The following is a 15,443-nucleotide window of genomic DNA, read 5'->3' on the forward strand; positions in this document are numbered from 1 at the left end:
CATGCAAAAAAACGATCCTTACGCGGCACTTCGTATTAAAGAATTCAACACCTTTTTATTGTTAAGATTTGCCTTAGTTTTTGGTTGGTCTATGCAATTTATTGTGATAGAATGGGAAGTGTATTCTTTAACAAAAGATCCGTTATACTTAGGTCTTATTGGACTTATGGAGATTATTCCCGCCTTTACTATGGCGCTTTTTGCAGGACATATTGTAGACCAAAAAGAAAAACGAAACTTGCTAGCTATTTGTATTGCTGCATTTTCATTAATTAGTTTAGGCTTGTTTTTATTGACTTGGGATAAAGTGGTTGGCGATTGGGAAACCCAAAACATTTTATACTGTATTTATGCTTTGGTGTTTTTTGGCGGATTTTTACGCTCGTTTTTTGGTCCAACCATATTTTCATTAATTGCGCTTATTGTTCCCAAAAAAATCTACCCAAATGCAGCAACTTGGAGTAGTAGTACATGGAAAGCAGCTACCGTAACCGGCGCATTATTTGCAGGATTTTCAATAGATTGGATAGGTGTTGACAAGACACTTTGTATTGTTTTTGCACTAGTTACCTTCGCATTACTAATTACTTTCAAGATTAAAAAGAAACCTATTTTAAACCCAAATATTGGCGAGTCTGTTGGAAAAAGTTTAAAGGTTGGTTTACAATTTGTGTTTAGTAATAAAGCCATTTTAGGCGCACTAACATTAGACATGATTGCAGTTTTATTTGGTGGTACAGTAGCACTTTTATCGGTGTTTGCGCAAGATATTTTAGAAGTTGGTTCTAAAGGATTTGGCGTGCTTAACGCATCTATTTCAGTAGGAAGTATTTTAACCATGTTTATTACTACCTATTTACCAGTTAATAAAAATGCAGGTAAAAAATTACTAATTTCAATTTTTGGTTTTGGTATTTGTATTATCGTATTTGGAGCTTCAAAATTATTTTGGTTAAGCGTGTTAGCGCTATTCTTTTCTGGAGTTACAGATGGCGTTTCTATGGTAATTAGACAAACCATTTTGCAGTTAAAAACGCCAGATCATATGCGTGGTCGTGTTGCGTCTGTAAATAGTATGTTTGTTGGATCGTCTAACGAGCTTGGTGCTTTTGAAAGCGGTTTAGCTGCAAAAATTTTAGGTCCTTCTGTCGCTGTTATTTTTGGCGGAATAATGACTTTAGTTACTGTTGTTGCTATTGGAGCCAAAAATAAAACGCTAAGAGAATTAGATCTTACTGAAGATATTGAAGATCACAACGAGTAATTCAATTTAAATTTCTTTTATATTTGAACTTCGCAAGCTAATCTTTTTGATTTATGAAAAAACTAATCATCGCTTTAATTGTCATTATAGTATTAATTTTTGCTTACAACCAGTATAAAGAATATCAACGTTTTCATCCAGATAACTTTAATTATAAATCAAGCGAAAATATTGATTTAGAGTATTATAATCAAGATGTAGTTTATAGTTATTTTGAAGCAGTACAAGCTTTAAATGGTTTTGCTAACATGCAATGGAATGTAAATGAAATTAATGTAAAATCTCCAGAAGATGACGATGAATCTACAACTTTTGTAGTTAACGAATATCGAAAAAAGTTAGCAAAAGTTAAGTATTACGAAGCTAAGTTAGAAGCCTCTAAACAATTAAAAGAAGAAGGATTAACAAACGATTTAATTAAGTTGAAACTTGAAGGGAATAGCACAAAACCTGATAGTAGCGCTATTTTTAAATCTAAAATAAAAAGCATGTATGCAGCAAATCCTAAAGTTAGATTAGGCGAAAAAAGTGCTTTTATTTACGAAGTACAAAAGCTGTTAGTTAAAAAAGGGTTTGATTTAGAATTAGATGGCGTTTATCACACAATTACCAGAAATGCTATAATAGAATTTGAAACTAAGCATAATCTTTTTCCTGATGGTAATTTAGATGTGATGACCTTAGATGCGTTATTAGATTAGTTTTTAAATTCTTTTAACTCCATCTTTTCACCATCAAAAACACCATAAGTATAATATTGTATCCAATCACCAAGATTGATGTATTTAGAGTTTTGGGTCAGGTCAATATTTAAAGGCAAATGTCTGTGACCAAATACAAAATAATCTCGGTGTTTGTCTTCCAGTTTTCTTTTGCAATATTGTACCAGCCATTCATTGTCTTCGCCTAAAAACTTAGCATCATCATCACCAGAAATAAGCTTGTTTTTTACCGATAAATAATTACCTAAACGCATTGCAAAGTCCGGATGCAACAATCTTTTAAACATCCATTTAGAAATAGGATTGGTAAATAACTTTTTCATGCGTTTATACCCTTTATCACCAGGTCCTAATCCGTCGCCATGACCTATAAAAAAAGATGTTTTATTAAAGGTAAATTCATGTGGTTTATGGTAAACAGGTATATTTAATTCTTCTTCAAAATAACCATTCATCCATAAATCATGATTACCAACAAAGAAGTAAATAGGTATTCCAGAATCTGTAATTTCGGCTAATTTGCCTAATGTTCTTGTAAAACCTTTTGGTACAACATTGCGGTATTCTACCCAAAAATCAAACAAATCGCCTAATAAAAAAATAGCAGCTGCATCTTGTTTTACTTGATCTAACCAAGCCACAAATTTTTTTTCTCGTGGTAAAGATGCTGCTTTTGTTGGCGCACCAAGATGATTATCTGATGCAAAGTATATTTTTTTTCCGTTAGGTACGTGTATGTTAATAGGCTTATTCATTATCACTTGCATACCATTGTGCGTAACTGGTTGCAGTTTCAGAAAGTTTTAAAGAATGTAATTTGATAGTATTTGGTAATCTGTCTTTAATTTTTTTGGCAAAATCTATAACCATCATTTCGCTTGTTGGTTGATAATCTACCAGTAAAACATCATGACCTCGATCTTGAAGTTCTTTTGCTAAATCTACATGAGGTGTATTTTTATTAAACACAGTCGCATGGTCAAATACGTCTACAATTTCTTCTTTTACAATTTTTTTAAGGTCACCAAAATCTATGACCATCCCAAACTTTACATTATTGGTATCTGTAATAGGTTGTCCTATCACGGTTACGTCTAGTTTGTAGCTATGACCATGAACATTTTTACACTTACCGTCGTAGCCATAAAGCGCATGACCAGTTTCAAAAGAGAATTGTTTTGTTATTCTGATGTTTGACATACATTAATTTTATGCTACAAAGATATTGATTTTGTAAAACCAATTAGTTTTTAGTTTACATTTACGCACTTTTTTTAAAATAATTGGCTAATGAGTCAGCTTTTTGAAGCTATCGATTTTGTCGAAGTCCCTTTATATGAAAGGATTATAGACGATATTACACATCAAAAATATTGTATAATTGACAATTTTTTTGATGATACTGAAGTAGATTTTTTAAGAGCATCTTTACTAGAAAAATATGAAGATGATGCGTTTAAAAAAGCTGCTATTGGTAATAAGTTTGATGAGGTAATTGCTAAATCCATAAGAGGCGATGTAATTTTATGGATGGATGAAGCAAGAGCTAATCCTTCTGAAAGCTTATTTTTTAATAAGATTAATCACTTGGTCAATTATTTAAATAAGACTTGTTTTATGGGTATTTTGCATAAAGAATTTCATTATGCTATTTATCCTAAAGGTACGTTTTATAAGCGTCATTTAGATACTTTTAAAAACGACGATAGGCGTAAATTATCTTTTGTTTGTTACCTTAATCACGAAGATTGGCAACCAGAAAATGGTGGCGAATTGGTGTTATATCTAGACGAAAACAATCCAGAAAATGATAAAATAATTTATCCTTTACCAGGACGAGTTGTTATTTTTGAAAGCCAGATTATAGAGCACGAAGTTAAGCCTGTAAACACAAAACGCTTAAGTATTACAGGTTGGCTTAAGACCCGTTAGTAGCGCCTGCGTTTATTGTAAAAATAAACGATTATAAGTACGATAGCTAGTAGTAAAAATATTCTATTCATAACTAATTGTTGTTTCTGTTTTTGTTGTATCTGTAAAGAAAGTATGCTAATAATACTAAAACAATTAGCGGTAAGAAAGAACCAATAAAGACACCAATTTCATAACTGTTATCTGGAGCATTTTTAATTTTTTCTTCAATATCAACTTGTTGTAATAAACCTATAAGCATAATCTAAAACTAATTGTGTTGTAAAGTTAGTTGTTTTGTGTTAGCGGTAAAAATTGTTTTCTAAAAATTATTATTAATGGTAAACCACGAGCAATAATCCAAAAGGTAAATGCAATAAAGATACCGTGCAATTTTAAGTCAAAATAATCTACAATAAAAAGTATAGGAATAAAGACTAAAAATGTTGACAGAAGTAATACATTACGTAAAGCCTTCATCTTACCTAAACCTTTAAATATTCCATCAAAAATAAAGGCTAAAGCACATAAAGGTTGCATTGCTAGAATAATCCAAAAGACGCTGTAAAACTGGATTAAAACATTACTTTCGTCTGTAAAAATTCTTCCAATAGGATAGTATAAAATACTACCAATTATTGCAACAGTTATTCCAAGATAAATACCATACTTAATTAATTTGTTACTTAGTTTGATTAGTTGATTGTAATTTTTTTGACCAAATAATTTTCCTGATAAAATATTACCAGCGCTAGCATAACCGTCAATAATAAAAGCACCTAAAAACCATAAATTAATTGCTATAGTATAAGCTGCAATATAATTTTTACCATAACCTGTAGCATATTTTGTAGCAAGGTAAAGCGTAATGTTTAATGCTAATGTGCGTATAAACAGATTTAAAATCATGAGGGCAAAATTTTTAATCTGCGGATTTAAAGGAAAGCTAAACCGCAAAGGAATACTTGTTTTTGTAAGCAGCAAGTATGCCGAAAATAAAGCCATAAACACTTGAGCAATTAAACTTGCATAAGCAGCACCTTTAATGTGTTGACCAGTAATTACACCATCTATTCCGTACACTAAGATGAAGTCTAAAATTACGTTTAATGCAGCTCCAGAAATAGCTATAACCATTGGGTAATACGTGTTTTGTAATCCTCTAAATGTTCCAAAAACAGCAATAACAAAAAGTGTAAACGGAAATCCTAATACGCGTATCCTATAATACTCAACACTGTAATCTAAAATTAAGTTTTCGGCATTATATAGTTTAAAAATTGGTGCAGCTAGAGGATAGGTTATAGCAATAATAAATATACTTAAAGATGTAATCAAAAAAATTGCTTGAGCAGGTAATTGTCTTACTTGGTCTAAAGCATTTGCACCAAGATGTTGAGAAATTATTGAAGATATAGCACTACGTGTTTGTCCTAAAACCCAAATAAGCATAGAGATAAACGTTGTAACAATACCAATAGCAGCTAAAGATTCGGTAGCATTTAAGTCTACATTACCAACTACAGCTGCGTCTGTAAGTGATAATATAGGCTCTGATATGCCAGCAATTAATGCAGGAATTGCTAATTTGTTGATATGCTTTAAGCTAATTTTAGTTTTCACTTTGATAAAAATTAATGCCAAAGGTCGTAAAACTTTATTTAAATTTAAGTGAATAAAAAATCTGTACTTTTGTAACCTAAACCATTTATTTATGAAATCTATTTTAGTACCTGTTGGTTCTTCAAAAAATGCACAAAGTCATTTACAATATGCGGTAGATTTTGCACAAGCTTTTGGTGCAAAATTATATGTAGTACAAATTTATAATGTCTACACAAAATCAGGTACAATGATTAAAGTAGATCATATTTTAGAAAGAGAAAGCATGGACTTTTTAAAAGGTCATATTGCTAAAGTAGATACTAAAAATGTTGAAGTTGTTATTAAGACGTTTAAAGGAAAACTAATTGATACATTAGAGTTAGTTTGTAAGTCTTTAGATATTGATTTAATCCTATTAGAGCCTAGAACAAACTCTATTAAAGATGAAGTTTATCTAGGTAAAACATCAGGAAAAATTATTAAACAAACCAATATACCAGCTTTAATTGTTCCAGAAGGTTATAAGTATAAACCAATTATTTACATACTAATGGCTTTAAAATCTGCAACAATTAAAAAAGAAGGCGTTTTAAAACCATTACAAGATATTAAAGAACATTATAAATCAATTGTTAATTTACTTTTAGTAAAAACCCCTTTTTATAATAATGGTGATTTTGATGTTAATGAAGAGTTGAGCAGTATGATTACTAAAACTACAAAATCTGAAAATGCCACAACGTTTCAAGGTGTGCTAGAGCATTATAAAGATAATGATCCTGATTTGTTATGTGTGGTTAGACGTAAGCGTGGATTTTTTGCTAAACTGTGGGAGAAAAATTCGATTTTAAAGAAAGATTTTCACTCTTCAACATTACCAGTTTTAGTATTAAGCGGAATAAAATAATTTAAAATTTTATATAAAATTTTTATTTAAAAGGTCGAGCTAAGTTGCTCGACTTTTGCTTTTTAACGAATATATTTAGTCTTAAACTATTTTTTTAAGCAGTTAACCGTTTTATAGGTTTATTTATAAAACTTACAAAACCCCATTTTCGTAAGTAACCTAAACTTAACCTAATATGAAAAAACTAACCTGGCTGTTAATAGCTTTGTTTTGTGCGGTAACTTTTGCGCAAGATAAAATTGTATTCAACCCAAATACCTCTAAAGGAAAACTTTACCAATACGCTAGTTTTGTAAATGTAGAAGATAACACGTTGTCAATTGAAGATGTTGTTGCTTCTAAAAACCTTGATTTTAAACCTATACCATCAGATAATCTAAGTTTAGGTTTTACGTCTTCAAATTATTGGGTCTCATTTAGTTTAGAAAACACATCATCTAGTAAAAACACCTATTATTTAGAAACAGCAAGACCAGTAACAGATTTAGCTAATTTGTACATACTAAATAAAGGTAGTGTTACAAAATATCAAAGCGGAGATCAAATCCCGTTTAATAAGCGTCAAGTAGCACATAGATCAACAGTTTTTAAACTTCAATTAGAGCCAAATACTGTAAAAGATTTTTATTTAGAATTAAGTAGTGATGGCGAAACTATAAATGTACCTTTAAACCTTTATTCTGAAAGCGAATTTTTAATAGCCAATTACAAACAGCAATTGTTTTTAGGTTTGTTTTACGGTATTTTGTTTTTAGCAGGTATTGTTTATTTGTTTTTTTATAGCAGTTTATCTAATAAAACCTTCTTGTATTATAGTTGCTATGTATTATCTATAGCGCTTATGCAAGGTGCTTTAGATGGGTTTATTTATCAATTTATCTTTACTAATGCAGGGTTTTTTAATAGCAAGGCAGTTTTAGTTTCAGCTTTACTATCTAACTTTTTTCTTTTGAAGTATTGCGAACATTTTTTAAAAATTGATAAACGTTTAAAAGTTCTAAAAAAGATTTTTAATGGTATTTATATTGCTATTGCTGTACTTTTTATAATGACAGTAATTTCGCCTATAACTATGGAAGCTGTTTATCCTTTAAGTAATTTAAATGGCTTAATAAGTTTATTGTTAATATTAACATCTTTAACAATTTTAAAAGTTAAAAAGGTAAAAATTGATCCTTTCTTTTCAGTAGGGATATTCTTTTTAGTAATAGGTCTTTTAGGTTTTGTAATGAATAACTTAAGCTTGCTGCCTAATAATTTTTATACTTTAAATAGCGCAAAGTTTGGATCAGGATTAGAGGTTATTTTCTTATCGCTTTCTATGACAAATTTGATTAAAAAATTAAGATTAGAAAACGAATCTTCTCAAGAATTAGCCCTTATAAGAACAAAAGAAATAAGTGAGTTAAAGTCCTATTTTATGTCTAACATGAGTCATGAGCTTAGGACACCAATTAACGCCATTCTAGGGATTGTACAATCAAATTTGGATACTAATGATCCAGAAGTAAAAGAACAATATCAAACTATTAAAAATGCATCCTTAAGTCTTTTAAGCAATGTAAACGATATTTTAGATTTTGAGAAGATAGAGTCTAACCAACTTAGGTTAAATATCAATAAGTTTAACCCAAAACAGTTAATTACAGATATAAGTGATAACTGGAAAGTAGAAGCAAATAAAAAAGGACTAAACTATATATTTGAAATTGATTCTGAAATACCAGAAACTGTAGAAGGCGATGCAGAGCGATTTATTCAAATCATAAATAATGTATTAAGTAATGCAGTAAAATTTACTTTAGAAGGCACCATAGTTTTTAAATTAAAATGTTCAAGCCAACCCAATGGTTTTAACCGGTTTTCTATACAGATTTCTGACACAGGAATTGGTATGACAGAAGAAGTTAAAAACAATGTATTTAACAGCTTTAACCAAATGCGCAATAATCACAAACGTCAATTTGGAGGTATTGGTTTAGGTTTAAATATAGTAGAAAATTTAGTAACCTTGTTTGAAGGTACTATTTCTATAGAAAGTAAGTTAAATAAGGGTACAAATGTTTATATAGATATACCGTTACAAGTAGTTGAAGCAGAAGCACAAGTACAAAAAGAACAACAGCCTAGTCAAGAAAAAAGCATACAAATCTTGGTTGTAGAAGATAACCGACTAAACCAAATGGTAATGAAAAAGCTATTAAGCGCTAACTTAAGGTTTAATTATACCATTGTTGAAAACGGTAAAGAAGCTTTAGACGAATTAAATAATAATACATATGATTTGGTTTTAATGGATTTACAAATGCCAATTATGGATGGCTACGAAGCCACTAAAGCCATTAGAGAAGGAAAAACAAGTATATTAAATAAAGATATTGCAATAATTGCAGTAACTGCAGATGCTATGCCAAAAACTAAAGACCGTGTGTTAGAAATTGGGATGGATGATTATATGACTAAACCAATTGATAAAAACGAACTGTTTGATAAAATAAATCACTTTAGCATAAAGCCAAAACTTAAGATAGCTTAGCACTTAATAAAAGCTATTGTTTTATTAACTACTTTTTCTAAATTATCGGGCATATCCTTTTCTTTCCAAGGATGTTTTGCATCAAAAACATGATTACTGTAATCTATTGTAAACAGTTCACTTTTTTGATTCCAATTGTTTAAGTTTAATGCTTCTTGGTATAAAACTGAAGGATTATCTTTTGCATGAATAATTAAGTGAGGCACAGTAATATTTTTTTCTGCATTTTCAATATTTAAGCGTTGCTCATTAGCTTTAAAATCCAGATAAAATTGAAAATTATGAGGCATTTTTTGGTTTGTTCTTCCGTTTAAAACGTATTTAACTCCATCCTTTTTCCATTGTTCTAAATTACCTGTAGTAGATGTGCGTTTGCCAAAGCTACTTACACTAGCCCAAGTAATTAACTTTTTAATACGTTGGTCTTCATTTGTTTTTAAAATCGAAATTCCGCCACCACGAGAATGTCCAATAACAGAAATATTATTAATATCAATTTGATCTAAAAATTCATTTTCTTCAGAAGTTAAAAACGTAATCATATCATCCAAATCGTCAAGTTCTTTAGAGTAGTTATTTTCTGCAAATGCTTCTAAATCCGGAAAATCTATAGGTTGTTCAACTGTACCTCCGTTATGAGAAAAATTAAATTTTACAAAAAATACATTGGCTTTCATAAAGGCTTCTGCAACTAAATCCCATGCGCCCCAATCTTTAAAACCCTTGTATCCATGACAAAAAATAATTAGTGGTTTTTTCTTGTTATTATTGTTAAAAAAGGCATCCCAAACAATTGGTTTGTTATTTTCTCTTTTTAGAACTAGATTTTTATTGATCATTTTTAGACTTCTTTTTCGGTAAACGGTATGTTTGGATTACAGATTTCTGTAATTAATTTTTTTAGCTCTAACTCAAAATCAGATAAAGTGTCTTCGGTAATATTGGTGTCCTTTTTACTGTTACCTGGTTTTTCTTTTTTTGCAAATTTTATAAACCCTTCACTTAAATTTTTAAATGAAACAATTCCAGCTTCCACAGGAAATTTAAGAGCTGTTTTTTTAGACAGCATATATGCATACATTAATACCTGAAATGACTTGCTGTATTTTTTGTAGTCTGTTGGCAAATCTTCCCAATTTACAACTGTTAGGTTGGTTTGCTCTACTTTTCCCGTCTTATAGTCTATGATTCTTGTCATACCATTACAGGTGTCAATTCTATCAACTGTTCCTTTTAAGTGTATGTCAAAATTTAAACTTTCAATGTTGATTTTTATGCCTTCAATTTTTTCTTCTAAAGCTATGATTTTTATCTCGTTACCAGATTTTATAGTATCAATTTCAAAGTTTAAAAAGTTTAAAACGTATCGTTTAGCAATTTCAAAAACAATTAGGTTTTTTCCTTTGGTTATATCGCCTTCTTTGTATTCGTCTTTAAAAAATTTAGTGATGTATTTTTCAATTTTTGGGATAAGATTTTTAATATCATCTACTGTTAATATTCTTCCCATTAATGGTAAATACAAAGCTTCTAATGTATTGTGAACAACTGTACCTAATGTGTTTGCTGCAACATTTTCTTCGGCTTCTTCAACATCTTTTACGCCTAGTATTTTTTGGTTATAAAAATCTATCGGATTACGAATGTAGCTGGTTAAAGATGAAGGTGAAAATCCGCTATTTGCTAACCTTTTTATCTGATTTACCAATGCTTCGGATTTTTTAACTTCTAATAGTTGAGGTTGATAATTTGGTACTTCTGGCGAAATAATTTGATGATTAATTTGATGAATACCTTCTAGCTCTAATTGGCTAATAAACCTACTTTTTTCGCCACCTAAAAGCGTGTCTATTTCTGTATTATAAAGTATATATACATTTTTTGCACGTTGTAGTAAATGGTAAAAATGATAGGTATACACTGCGTCTTTTTCTTTGTATGTCGGTAGGTTTTTTTCAACTTTTACATCAAAAGGGATAAAAGAGTTATTTGTTTTGCCAGATGGTAAAACGCCTTCATTAACGTTTGTTATTATTACGGTTTCAAAATCTAAAACCCTAGATTCTAACATTCCCATTATTTGTAAGCCTTGTAATGGTTCTCCTTGAAAATCTAAAGTCTCGCTACTTAAAAGTTCTTTGTAAATATTATACAGGCTTCTAATGTTTGTTAATGTGTTAAACTTTTTATTTAGTCTATCAATCTCATTAAAAAGCACATTAAATCTATATAAATACTCTAAACTAAGTTGGTTAGATTTTCTGTCTTCAATAAGTTTATTTTTTATTAGCTGGATTAACTTAAAACTATTTTGAATAGCTAGTGTTGGATTATTATTCCAATTACTAAAAATGATATTAATAATGTCACTCTGTTCACTATTAAGTGATAAGGATAGCAGTTTTTCTTTGCTTAGATATATTATATTATTTGTGTTTATAATATCGACTATCTTTTGAGTGTAATTGTTATTAAAAACAGTGCTTAAGTATTGATCTTTTAGTATGTCAATAACATCTTTATGGTAATAGTTATTTGTATTATTTATTTGTACGCTAAAAATTTTCTCAAATAATGCTGCTAATGGGATTGAGTTTAAAGGAAATCCCATAGTTACATTTATTGCATTAATATGTTTTGGTATAGAATTTAACGTTGGTAATAATAAGTTTTCGTCACCTAAAACAACAGCTGTATTTTTTATGTCTTTTTCTGATAAACTATTTAGTATATTTCCTATAGTTTTAGCTTGACCTATTGCTTTAGGTACACCAAATATGTTTATATTTTTTAAAGTTGAATAATTACTCTCTTTCCAATTAAATGGGTTTTTCTGAAAATACTTCCAATTTTCTTTATGTTTTCTTTTAAATAAACCTGCATCATGATATGAGCTATCTATAAATATTTTATCTATATCCCAATATATAGCTGCTAGATCATTTTGTAATAATTCTTGGATAATGGTTTCCTCTGCTGTATTTAGTGCATTAAAACCAGCAAAAACATGTCTTTTAGAACAGCTTTGAATATAAGTTTCAAGGTTATCTACTGCTTCTCTATAAATCAAACCTTGATATCCTTTTTTCTGATTTATTAAGCTTTTACTAAAGTGTTTGTAAAACGGATAGAGTTTATTCCAAAATTTTATATAATTGTTTACTACATCAGTTGGATTTGGATTTAAAGACCAATGATCTAAATCTTTTATAGCAGATAAATACTCAAATATATTTTTTTGAGGTATTAGATGTCTATCAATTTCATTAAAATCTTGAAGTAAGATTTGACCCCATTTTGAAAAGATATCAAAAGGTTCTTGCTCTTCTTTTGGTGTTAATTCTATATAGCTATTATAAAGCTGAAATAGAAGTTCTGTATTTGTTAAGGTTTTAAGTTGAGATAGCTCTTCAACAAAAGACTCTATACTAATTATGGTTGGAGAGAAAGATGTTTTATTAATAATATTACTTAATTCTTTCCTCAAAAAAACACCTGCTCTTCTACTAGGAAGGACAAATGTTATATCACTAAAATTTACATTTTGTTTTTGTAAATCAAGTAGTACTTTGGTTATAAAACTTATCATAACATAAAAATAAAAAACGCTTCGGTTATCCGAAGCGTTTTCTAATAAATTATATTATTTGTTGATTAAAACTTAGTCTTTTTTAAGTTTTACTTCAACACGTCTGTTGTTTCTTCTACCAGCAGCAGTTGCGTTAGTGTCGATTGGGTAATCTTCACCAAATCCAAAAGCTCTTAATCTTTCAGTGTCAATTCCGTTTTCAATTAAGTAAGCCATTACAGCGTTAGCTCTAGCATCAGATAACTTTTGGTTTAAAGTTTTGCTACCAACACTATCAGTATGACCTTCAATTGTAAAGTTAGACTCTGGATATTCTTTTAAGATTGCAGTAATAGACTGTAATACAGAGTAAGATTGTTTTTTGAAACTAGCTTTACCAGTATCAAATAAGATAGTTTTAGCGTAGCTGTTTAATTGCTCCATAACTTCTTGAGTTGGCTCAACTATTTCTGGACAACCATCGTTAGCAACAGTACCAGCTTCGTTAGGACATTTGTCTACGTTATCTGTTACACCGTCACCGTCAGTATCAGGCCAAGGACATCCGTTGTTAGCTTTAGGACCAGCTTCATTAGGACATTTATCATCAGCATCTGTTACACCGTCACCATCAGCATCTGGACAACCACCTAAAGATTTTAAACCTGCAACTTCTGGACAGTTATCTTTATTGTCAGCAATACCATCACCGTCAGTGTCAGGACATCCGTTAAACTCAGCTAAACCAGCTTCGTTAGGACAAGCGTCTTTAGAATCTTCGATTCCGTCACCATCAGCATCTGGACAACCATTGAATGCTTCTAATCCAAATACTTCTGGACAAGCATCATCTTTGTCATATACACCGTCACCGTCAGTATCAGTTCCACCAAATCTTACAGCAACACCTGCAGAGTGTTGGAAGTGCTTAGTTAAATAGTCTTCAAAAGAGTGCTTGTATTTAGACTCTACGAATAAACCAATGTTTTCTGAGAACCAGTAAGTTAAACCTAAAGAAGCATTAACTGTACCAGCACCTACTGTATTGTTAGTACCAGCAGCTGTAGAGAAAGTGTTGTATGGACCTTCTTCAATCCAAGTGTAACCACCACCAATACCAATTGCTGGGTCAATTTTCTTTGAATTAATTAAATTAGCAAAGTGATATCTTACGTTACCATCTACTGCATAGTATGCTAAATCGTCTACTTCTAAACTAGGAGAAGTAGCATCTTGTCCCCATTTTTTGATTTGGTTTACAGAACCTCCAACTTGAACAGAGAAGTTATCTCCTACATATTTAGATACAGAGATTGTAGATAATGATGGTAAAATACTCCAGTGGTCACCAACATTAAAAAATTCGTCAAAATAACCTCCTTGTGGAGCGTCTTCACCTACTGGAAACACATCAACTGCGTTAACACCGAAGTTGATAGCCCAAGGATTGTTTTGGTCTTGTGCCATAACATTACCCATAGTAGTTACAAGTAACATTGTGAACATTAATCTGCTAAGATTTTTCATATTCAAAAATTTAATTTTTAAGTGTTAATTAGAAGCAAAAATAAGCTGTTAAATATTATTAACAAAGACAAATATATAAAAATATTGATTATTTAAGGTTTTTATTAAGGTTTAAACAATTGTTTATTAAATGATTTCTAAAGTTTTGCCAACCTTTTTAAAGGCGTTAATAGCTTTGTCTAAATGCTCTTTTGTATGCGCAGCTGAAAGCTGAACTCTTATTCTTGCTTTTTCTTTTGGCACAACAGGATAGAAAAATCCTATTACATATATACCTTCTTCTAACAATCTATTTGCCATTATTTGTGATAGCTTAGCATCATATAGCATAACCGGAACTATTGCAGAATCACCATCTACTATATCAAATCCTGCTGCCTTCATTTCTTTTTTGAAATACTTTGTGTTTTCTTCTAGTTGATCTCTTAAAGAGTGATCATTAGCTAGCATATCAAAGACTTTTATTGATGCTCCTACAATTGCTGGTGCTAGAGAGTTGGAAAACAAATAAGGTCTTGATCTTTGACGTAGCATTTCTATGATTTCTTTTTTTCCTGTGGTGTATCCACCCATTGCTCCGCCTAATGCTTTTCCTAAAGTACCTGTAATGATATCTATTCTGTCCATTACTCCTTTTTCTTCTAAAGTACCACGACCGGTTTCGCCAATAAAGCCAGTAGCATGACACTCATCTATCATAACTAAAGCGTCATATTTATCTGCTAAGTCACATATTTCATCTAATGGAGCTACTAAACCATCCATAGAAAAGACACCATCTGTAACAATAATTTTAAAACGACTTCCAGCTTCGTTAGCTGCTATAAGTTGTTTTTCTAAATCTTCCATGTTATTATTTTGGTATCTATATCTTGCTGCTTTACATAATCTAACACCATCTATAATTGATGCATGATTTAATGAGTCTGATATAATTGCGTCTTCTGGACCTAATAATGGCTCAAAAACACCACCGTTTGCATCAAAAGCTGCTGCATATAATATTGTGTCTTCTGTACCATAAAAATCTGCTATTTTTTGTTCTAAAGTTTTGTGTATGTCTTGTGTACCACAAATAAATCTAACAGAAGACATTCCAAAACCATGAGTATCCATTGTGTCTTTTGCCGCTTGGATGACTTCTGGGTGAGATGATAAACCTAGGTAATTATTTGCACAAAAGTTTAAAACCTTTTCTCCTGTATTTAATGTAATCTCTGCACCTTGAGCAGAAGTTATTATACGCTCTTCTTTAAAAAGTCCACTGTCTTTTATGTCTTGTAATTCTTTATTTAAATGATCTTTAATTTTAGTGTACATAATTAAGGGTTGTTTTTTTACAAATTTAGTAATGTTTTTGCGTTAGTGATAGAAACGACATCCTTTTTTGTTTTAAAAACAAA

The 15,443-nt window shown here is 30.4% G+C and carries 13 protein-coding genes; 5 read left to right on the top strand and 8 right to left on the bottom strand.

Going from position 1 to position 15,443, the window contains the following annotated elements; translation table 11 throughout:
- Nucleotide 1: 1 nt before the first annotated feature.
- Entirely contained in the window at nucleotides 2–1,264 is a 1,263-nt protein-coding gene (locus H574_RS0104390; RefSeq protein WP_027879397.1) for an MFS transporter, read from the top strand.
- A 53-nt stretch (nucleotides 1,265–1,317) separates the two neighbouring features.
- Nucleotides 1,318–1,965 (top strand): peptidoglycan-binding domain-containing protein, encoded by a 648-nt coding sequence (locus H574_RS0104395; protein ID WP_027879398.1) that lies wholly within the window; start codon nucleotides 1,318–1,320, stop codon nucleotides 1,963–1,965.
- Here the strand turns inward: H574_RS0104395 and H574_RS0104400 are convergent.
- Nucleotides 1,962–2,723, bottom strand: a complete 762-nt coding sequence (locus H574_RS0104400) for a UDP-2,3-diacylglucosamine diphosphatase (protein WP_027879399.1) — start codon at nucleotides 2,721–2,723, stop codon at nucleotides 1,962–1,964. The two genes, H574_RS0104395 and H574_RS0104400, sit on opposite strands and share 4 nt — an antisense overlap.
- 10 nt (nucleotides 2,724–2,733) lie before the next feature.
- On the bottom strand, nucleotides 2,734–3,186 hold the full coding sequence (locus tag H574_RS0104405; RefSeq protein WP_027879400.1) for a 6-pyruvoyl trahydropterin synthase family protein: 453 nt from the start codon (nucleotides 3,184–3,186) through the stop codon (nucleotides 2,734–2,736).
- A gap of 90 nt (nucleotides 3,187–3,276) precedes the next feature.
- Here H574_RS0104405 and H574_RS0104410 point away from each other — a divergent pair, with 90 nt between their 5' ends.
- Nucleotides 3,277–3,918: a 2OG-Fe(II) oxygenase gene (locus tag H574_RS0104410; protein ID WP_027879401.1), complete on the top strand. Its 642-nt coding sequence runs from the start codon at nucleotides 3,277–3,279 to the stop codon at nucleotides 3,916–3,918.
- Between the two features lie 73 nt (nucleotides 3,919–3,991).
- Here H574_RS0104410 and H574_RS14740 read toward each other — a convergent pair whose 3' ends face one another.
- Both H574_RS14740 and H574_RS0104420 read right to left on the bottom strand, forming a co-directional pair.
- Nucleotides 3,992–4,159 carry a hypothetical protein gene (locus H574_RS14740; RefSeq protein ID WP_169558269.1) on the bottom strand — a complete coding sequence of 56 codons (168 nt, stop codon included), beginning with the start codon at nucleotides 4,157–4,159 and terminating at the stop codon, nucleotides 3,992–3,994.
- A 26-nt stretch (nucleotides 4,160–4,185) separates the two neighbouring features.
- A complete protein-coding gene (locus tag H574_RS0104420; protein WP_027879402.1) occupies nucleotides 4,186–5,520 on the bottom strand; it encodes an MATE family efflux transporter in 1,335 nt (444 codons plus the stop codon).
- A 91-nt stretch (nucleotides 5,521–5,611) separates the two neighbouring features.
- Between H574_RS0104420 and H574_RS0104425 the strand changes: the two genes are divergently transcribed.
- On the top strand, nucleotides 5,612–6,409 hold the full coding sequence (locus tag H574_RS0104425) for a universal stress protein (RefSeq protein ID WP_027879403.1): 798 nt from the start codon (nucleotides 5,612–5,614) through the stop codon (nucleotides 6,407–6,409).
- A gap of 175 nt (nucleotides 6,410–6,584) precedes the next feature.
- A complete protein-coding gene (locus H574_RS13945; RefSeq protein ID WP_036227065.1) occupies nucleotides 6,585–8,945 on the top strand; it encodes a hybrid sensor histidine kinase/response regulator in 2,361 nt (786 codons plus the stop codon).
- Here H574_RS13945 and H574_RS0104435 read toward each other — a convergent pair.
- From H574_RS0104435 to kbl, 4 genes are all read right to left on the bottom strand, one after another.
- Nucleotides 8,942–9,784: an alpha/beta hydrolase family protein gene (locus H574_RS0104435; protein ID WP_027879404.1), complete on the bottom strand. Its 843-nt coding sequence runs from the start codon at nucleotides 9,782–9,784 to the stop codon at nucleotides 8,942–8,944. The two genes, H574_RS13945 and H574_RS0104435, sit on opposite strands and share 4 nt — an antisense overlap.
- A 2-nt stretch (nucleotides 9,785–9,786) precedes the next feature.
- Nucleotides 9,787–12,534, bottom strand: coding sequence for a PD-(D/E)XK nuclease family protein (locus tag H574_RS0104440; RefSeq protein ID WP_027879405.1), 2,748 nt, complete (start codon nucleotides 12,532–12,534; stop codon nucleotides 9,787–9,789).
- A 72-nt stretch (nucleotides 12,535–12,606) separates the two neighbouring features.
- Entirely contained in the window at nucleotides 12,607–14,040 is a 1,434-nt protein-coding gene (locus tag H574_RS0104445) for an OmpA family protein (protein ID WP_027879406.1), read from the bottom strand.
- A gap of 126 nt (nucleotides 14,041–14,166) precedes the next feature.
- Nucleotides 14,167–15,360, bottom strand: coding sequence for a glycine C-acetyltransferase (gene kbl / locus H574_RS0104450; protein WP_027879407.1), 1,194 nt, complete (start codon nucleotides 15,358–15,360; stop codon nucleotides 14,167–14,169).
- Nucleotides 15,361–15,443 lie beyond the last annotated feature (83 nt).

Origin of the sequence: Mesoflavibacter zeaxanthinifaciens DSM 18436 (assembly GCF_000422365.1) — a bacterium.
GTDB lineage: Bacteria > Bacteroidota > Bacteroidia > Flavobacteriales > Flavobacteriaceae > Mesoflavibacter > Mesoflavibacter zeaxanthinifaciens.

Bases quoted from the DNA above. Each gene is read 5' to 3' on its own strand.
- H574_RS0104390 (WP_027879397.1), top strand. From the start codon at position 2: ATGCAAAAAAACGATCCTTACGCGGCACTTCGTATTAAAGAATTCAAC.
- H574_RS0104395 (WP_027879398.1), top strand. From the start codon at position 1,318: ATGAAAAAACTAATCATCGCTTTAATTGTCATTATAGTATTAATTTTT.
- H574_RS0104405 (WP_027879400.1), bottom strand. From the start codon at position 3,186: ATGTCAAACATCAGAATAACAAAACAATTCTCTTTTGAAACTGGTCAT.
- H574_RS0104410 (WP_027879401.1), top strand. From the start codon at position 3,277: ATGAGTCAGCTTTTTGAAGCTATCGATTTTGTCGAAGTCCCTTTATAT.
- H574_RS14740 (WP_169558269.1), bottom strand. From the start codon at position 4,159: ATGCTTATAGGTTTATTACAACAAGTTGATATTGAAGAAAAAATTAAA.
- H574_RS0104425 (WP_027879403.1), top strand. From the start codon at position 5,612: ATGAAATCTATTTTAGTACCTGTTGGTTCTTCAAAAAATGCACAAAGT.
- H574_RS13945 (WP_036227065.1), top strand. From the start codon at position 6,585: ATGAAAAAACTAACCTGGCTGTTAATAGCTTTGTTTTGTGCGGTAACT.
- H574_RS0104435 (WP_027879404.1), bottom strand. From the start codon at position 9,784: ATGATCAATAAAAATCTAGTTCTAAAAAGAGAAAATAACAAACCAATT.
- H574_RS0104440 (WP_027879405.1), bottom strand. From the start codon at position 12,534: ATGATAAGTTTTATAACCAAAGTACTACTTGATTTACAAAAACAAAAT.
- H574_RS0104445 (WP_027879406.1), bottom strand. From the start codon at position 14,040: ATGAAAAATCTTAGCAGATTAATGTTCACAATGTTACTTGTAACTACT.
- kbl (WP_027879407.1), bottom strand. From the start codon at position 15,360: ATGTACACTAAAATTAAAGATCATTTAAATAAAGAATTACAAGACATA.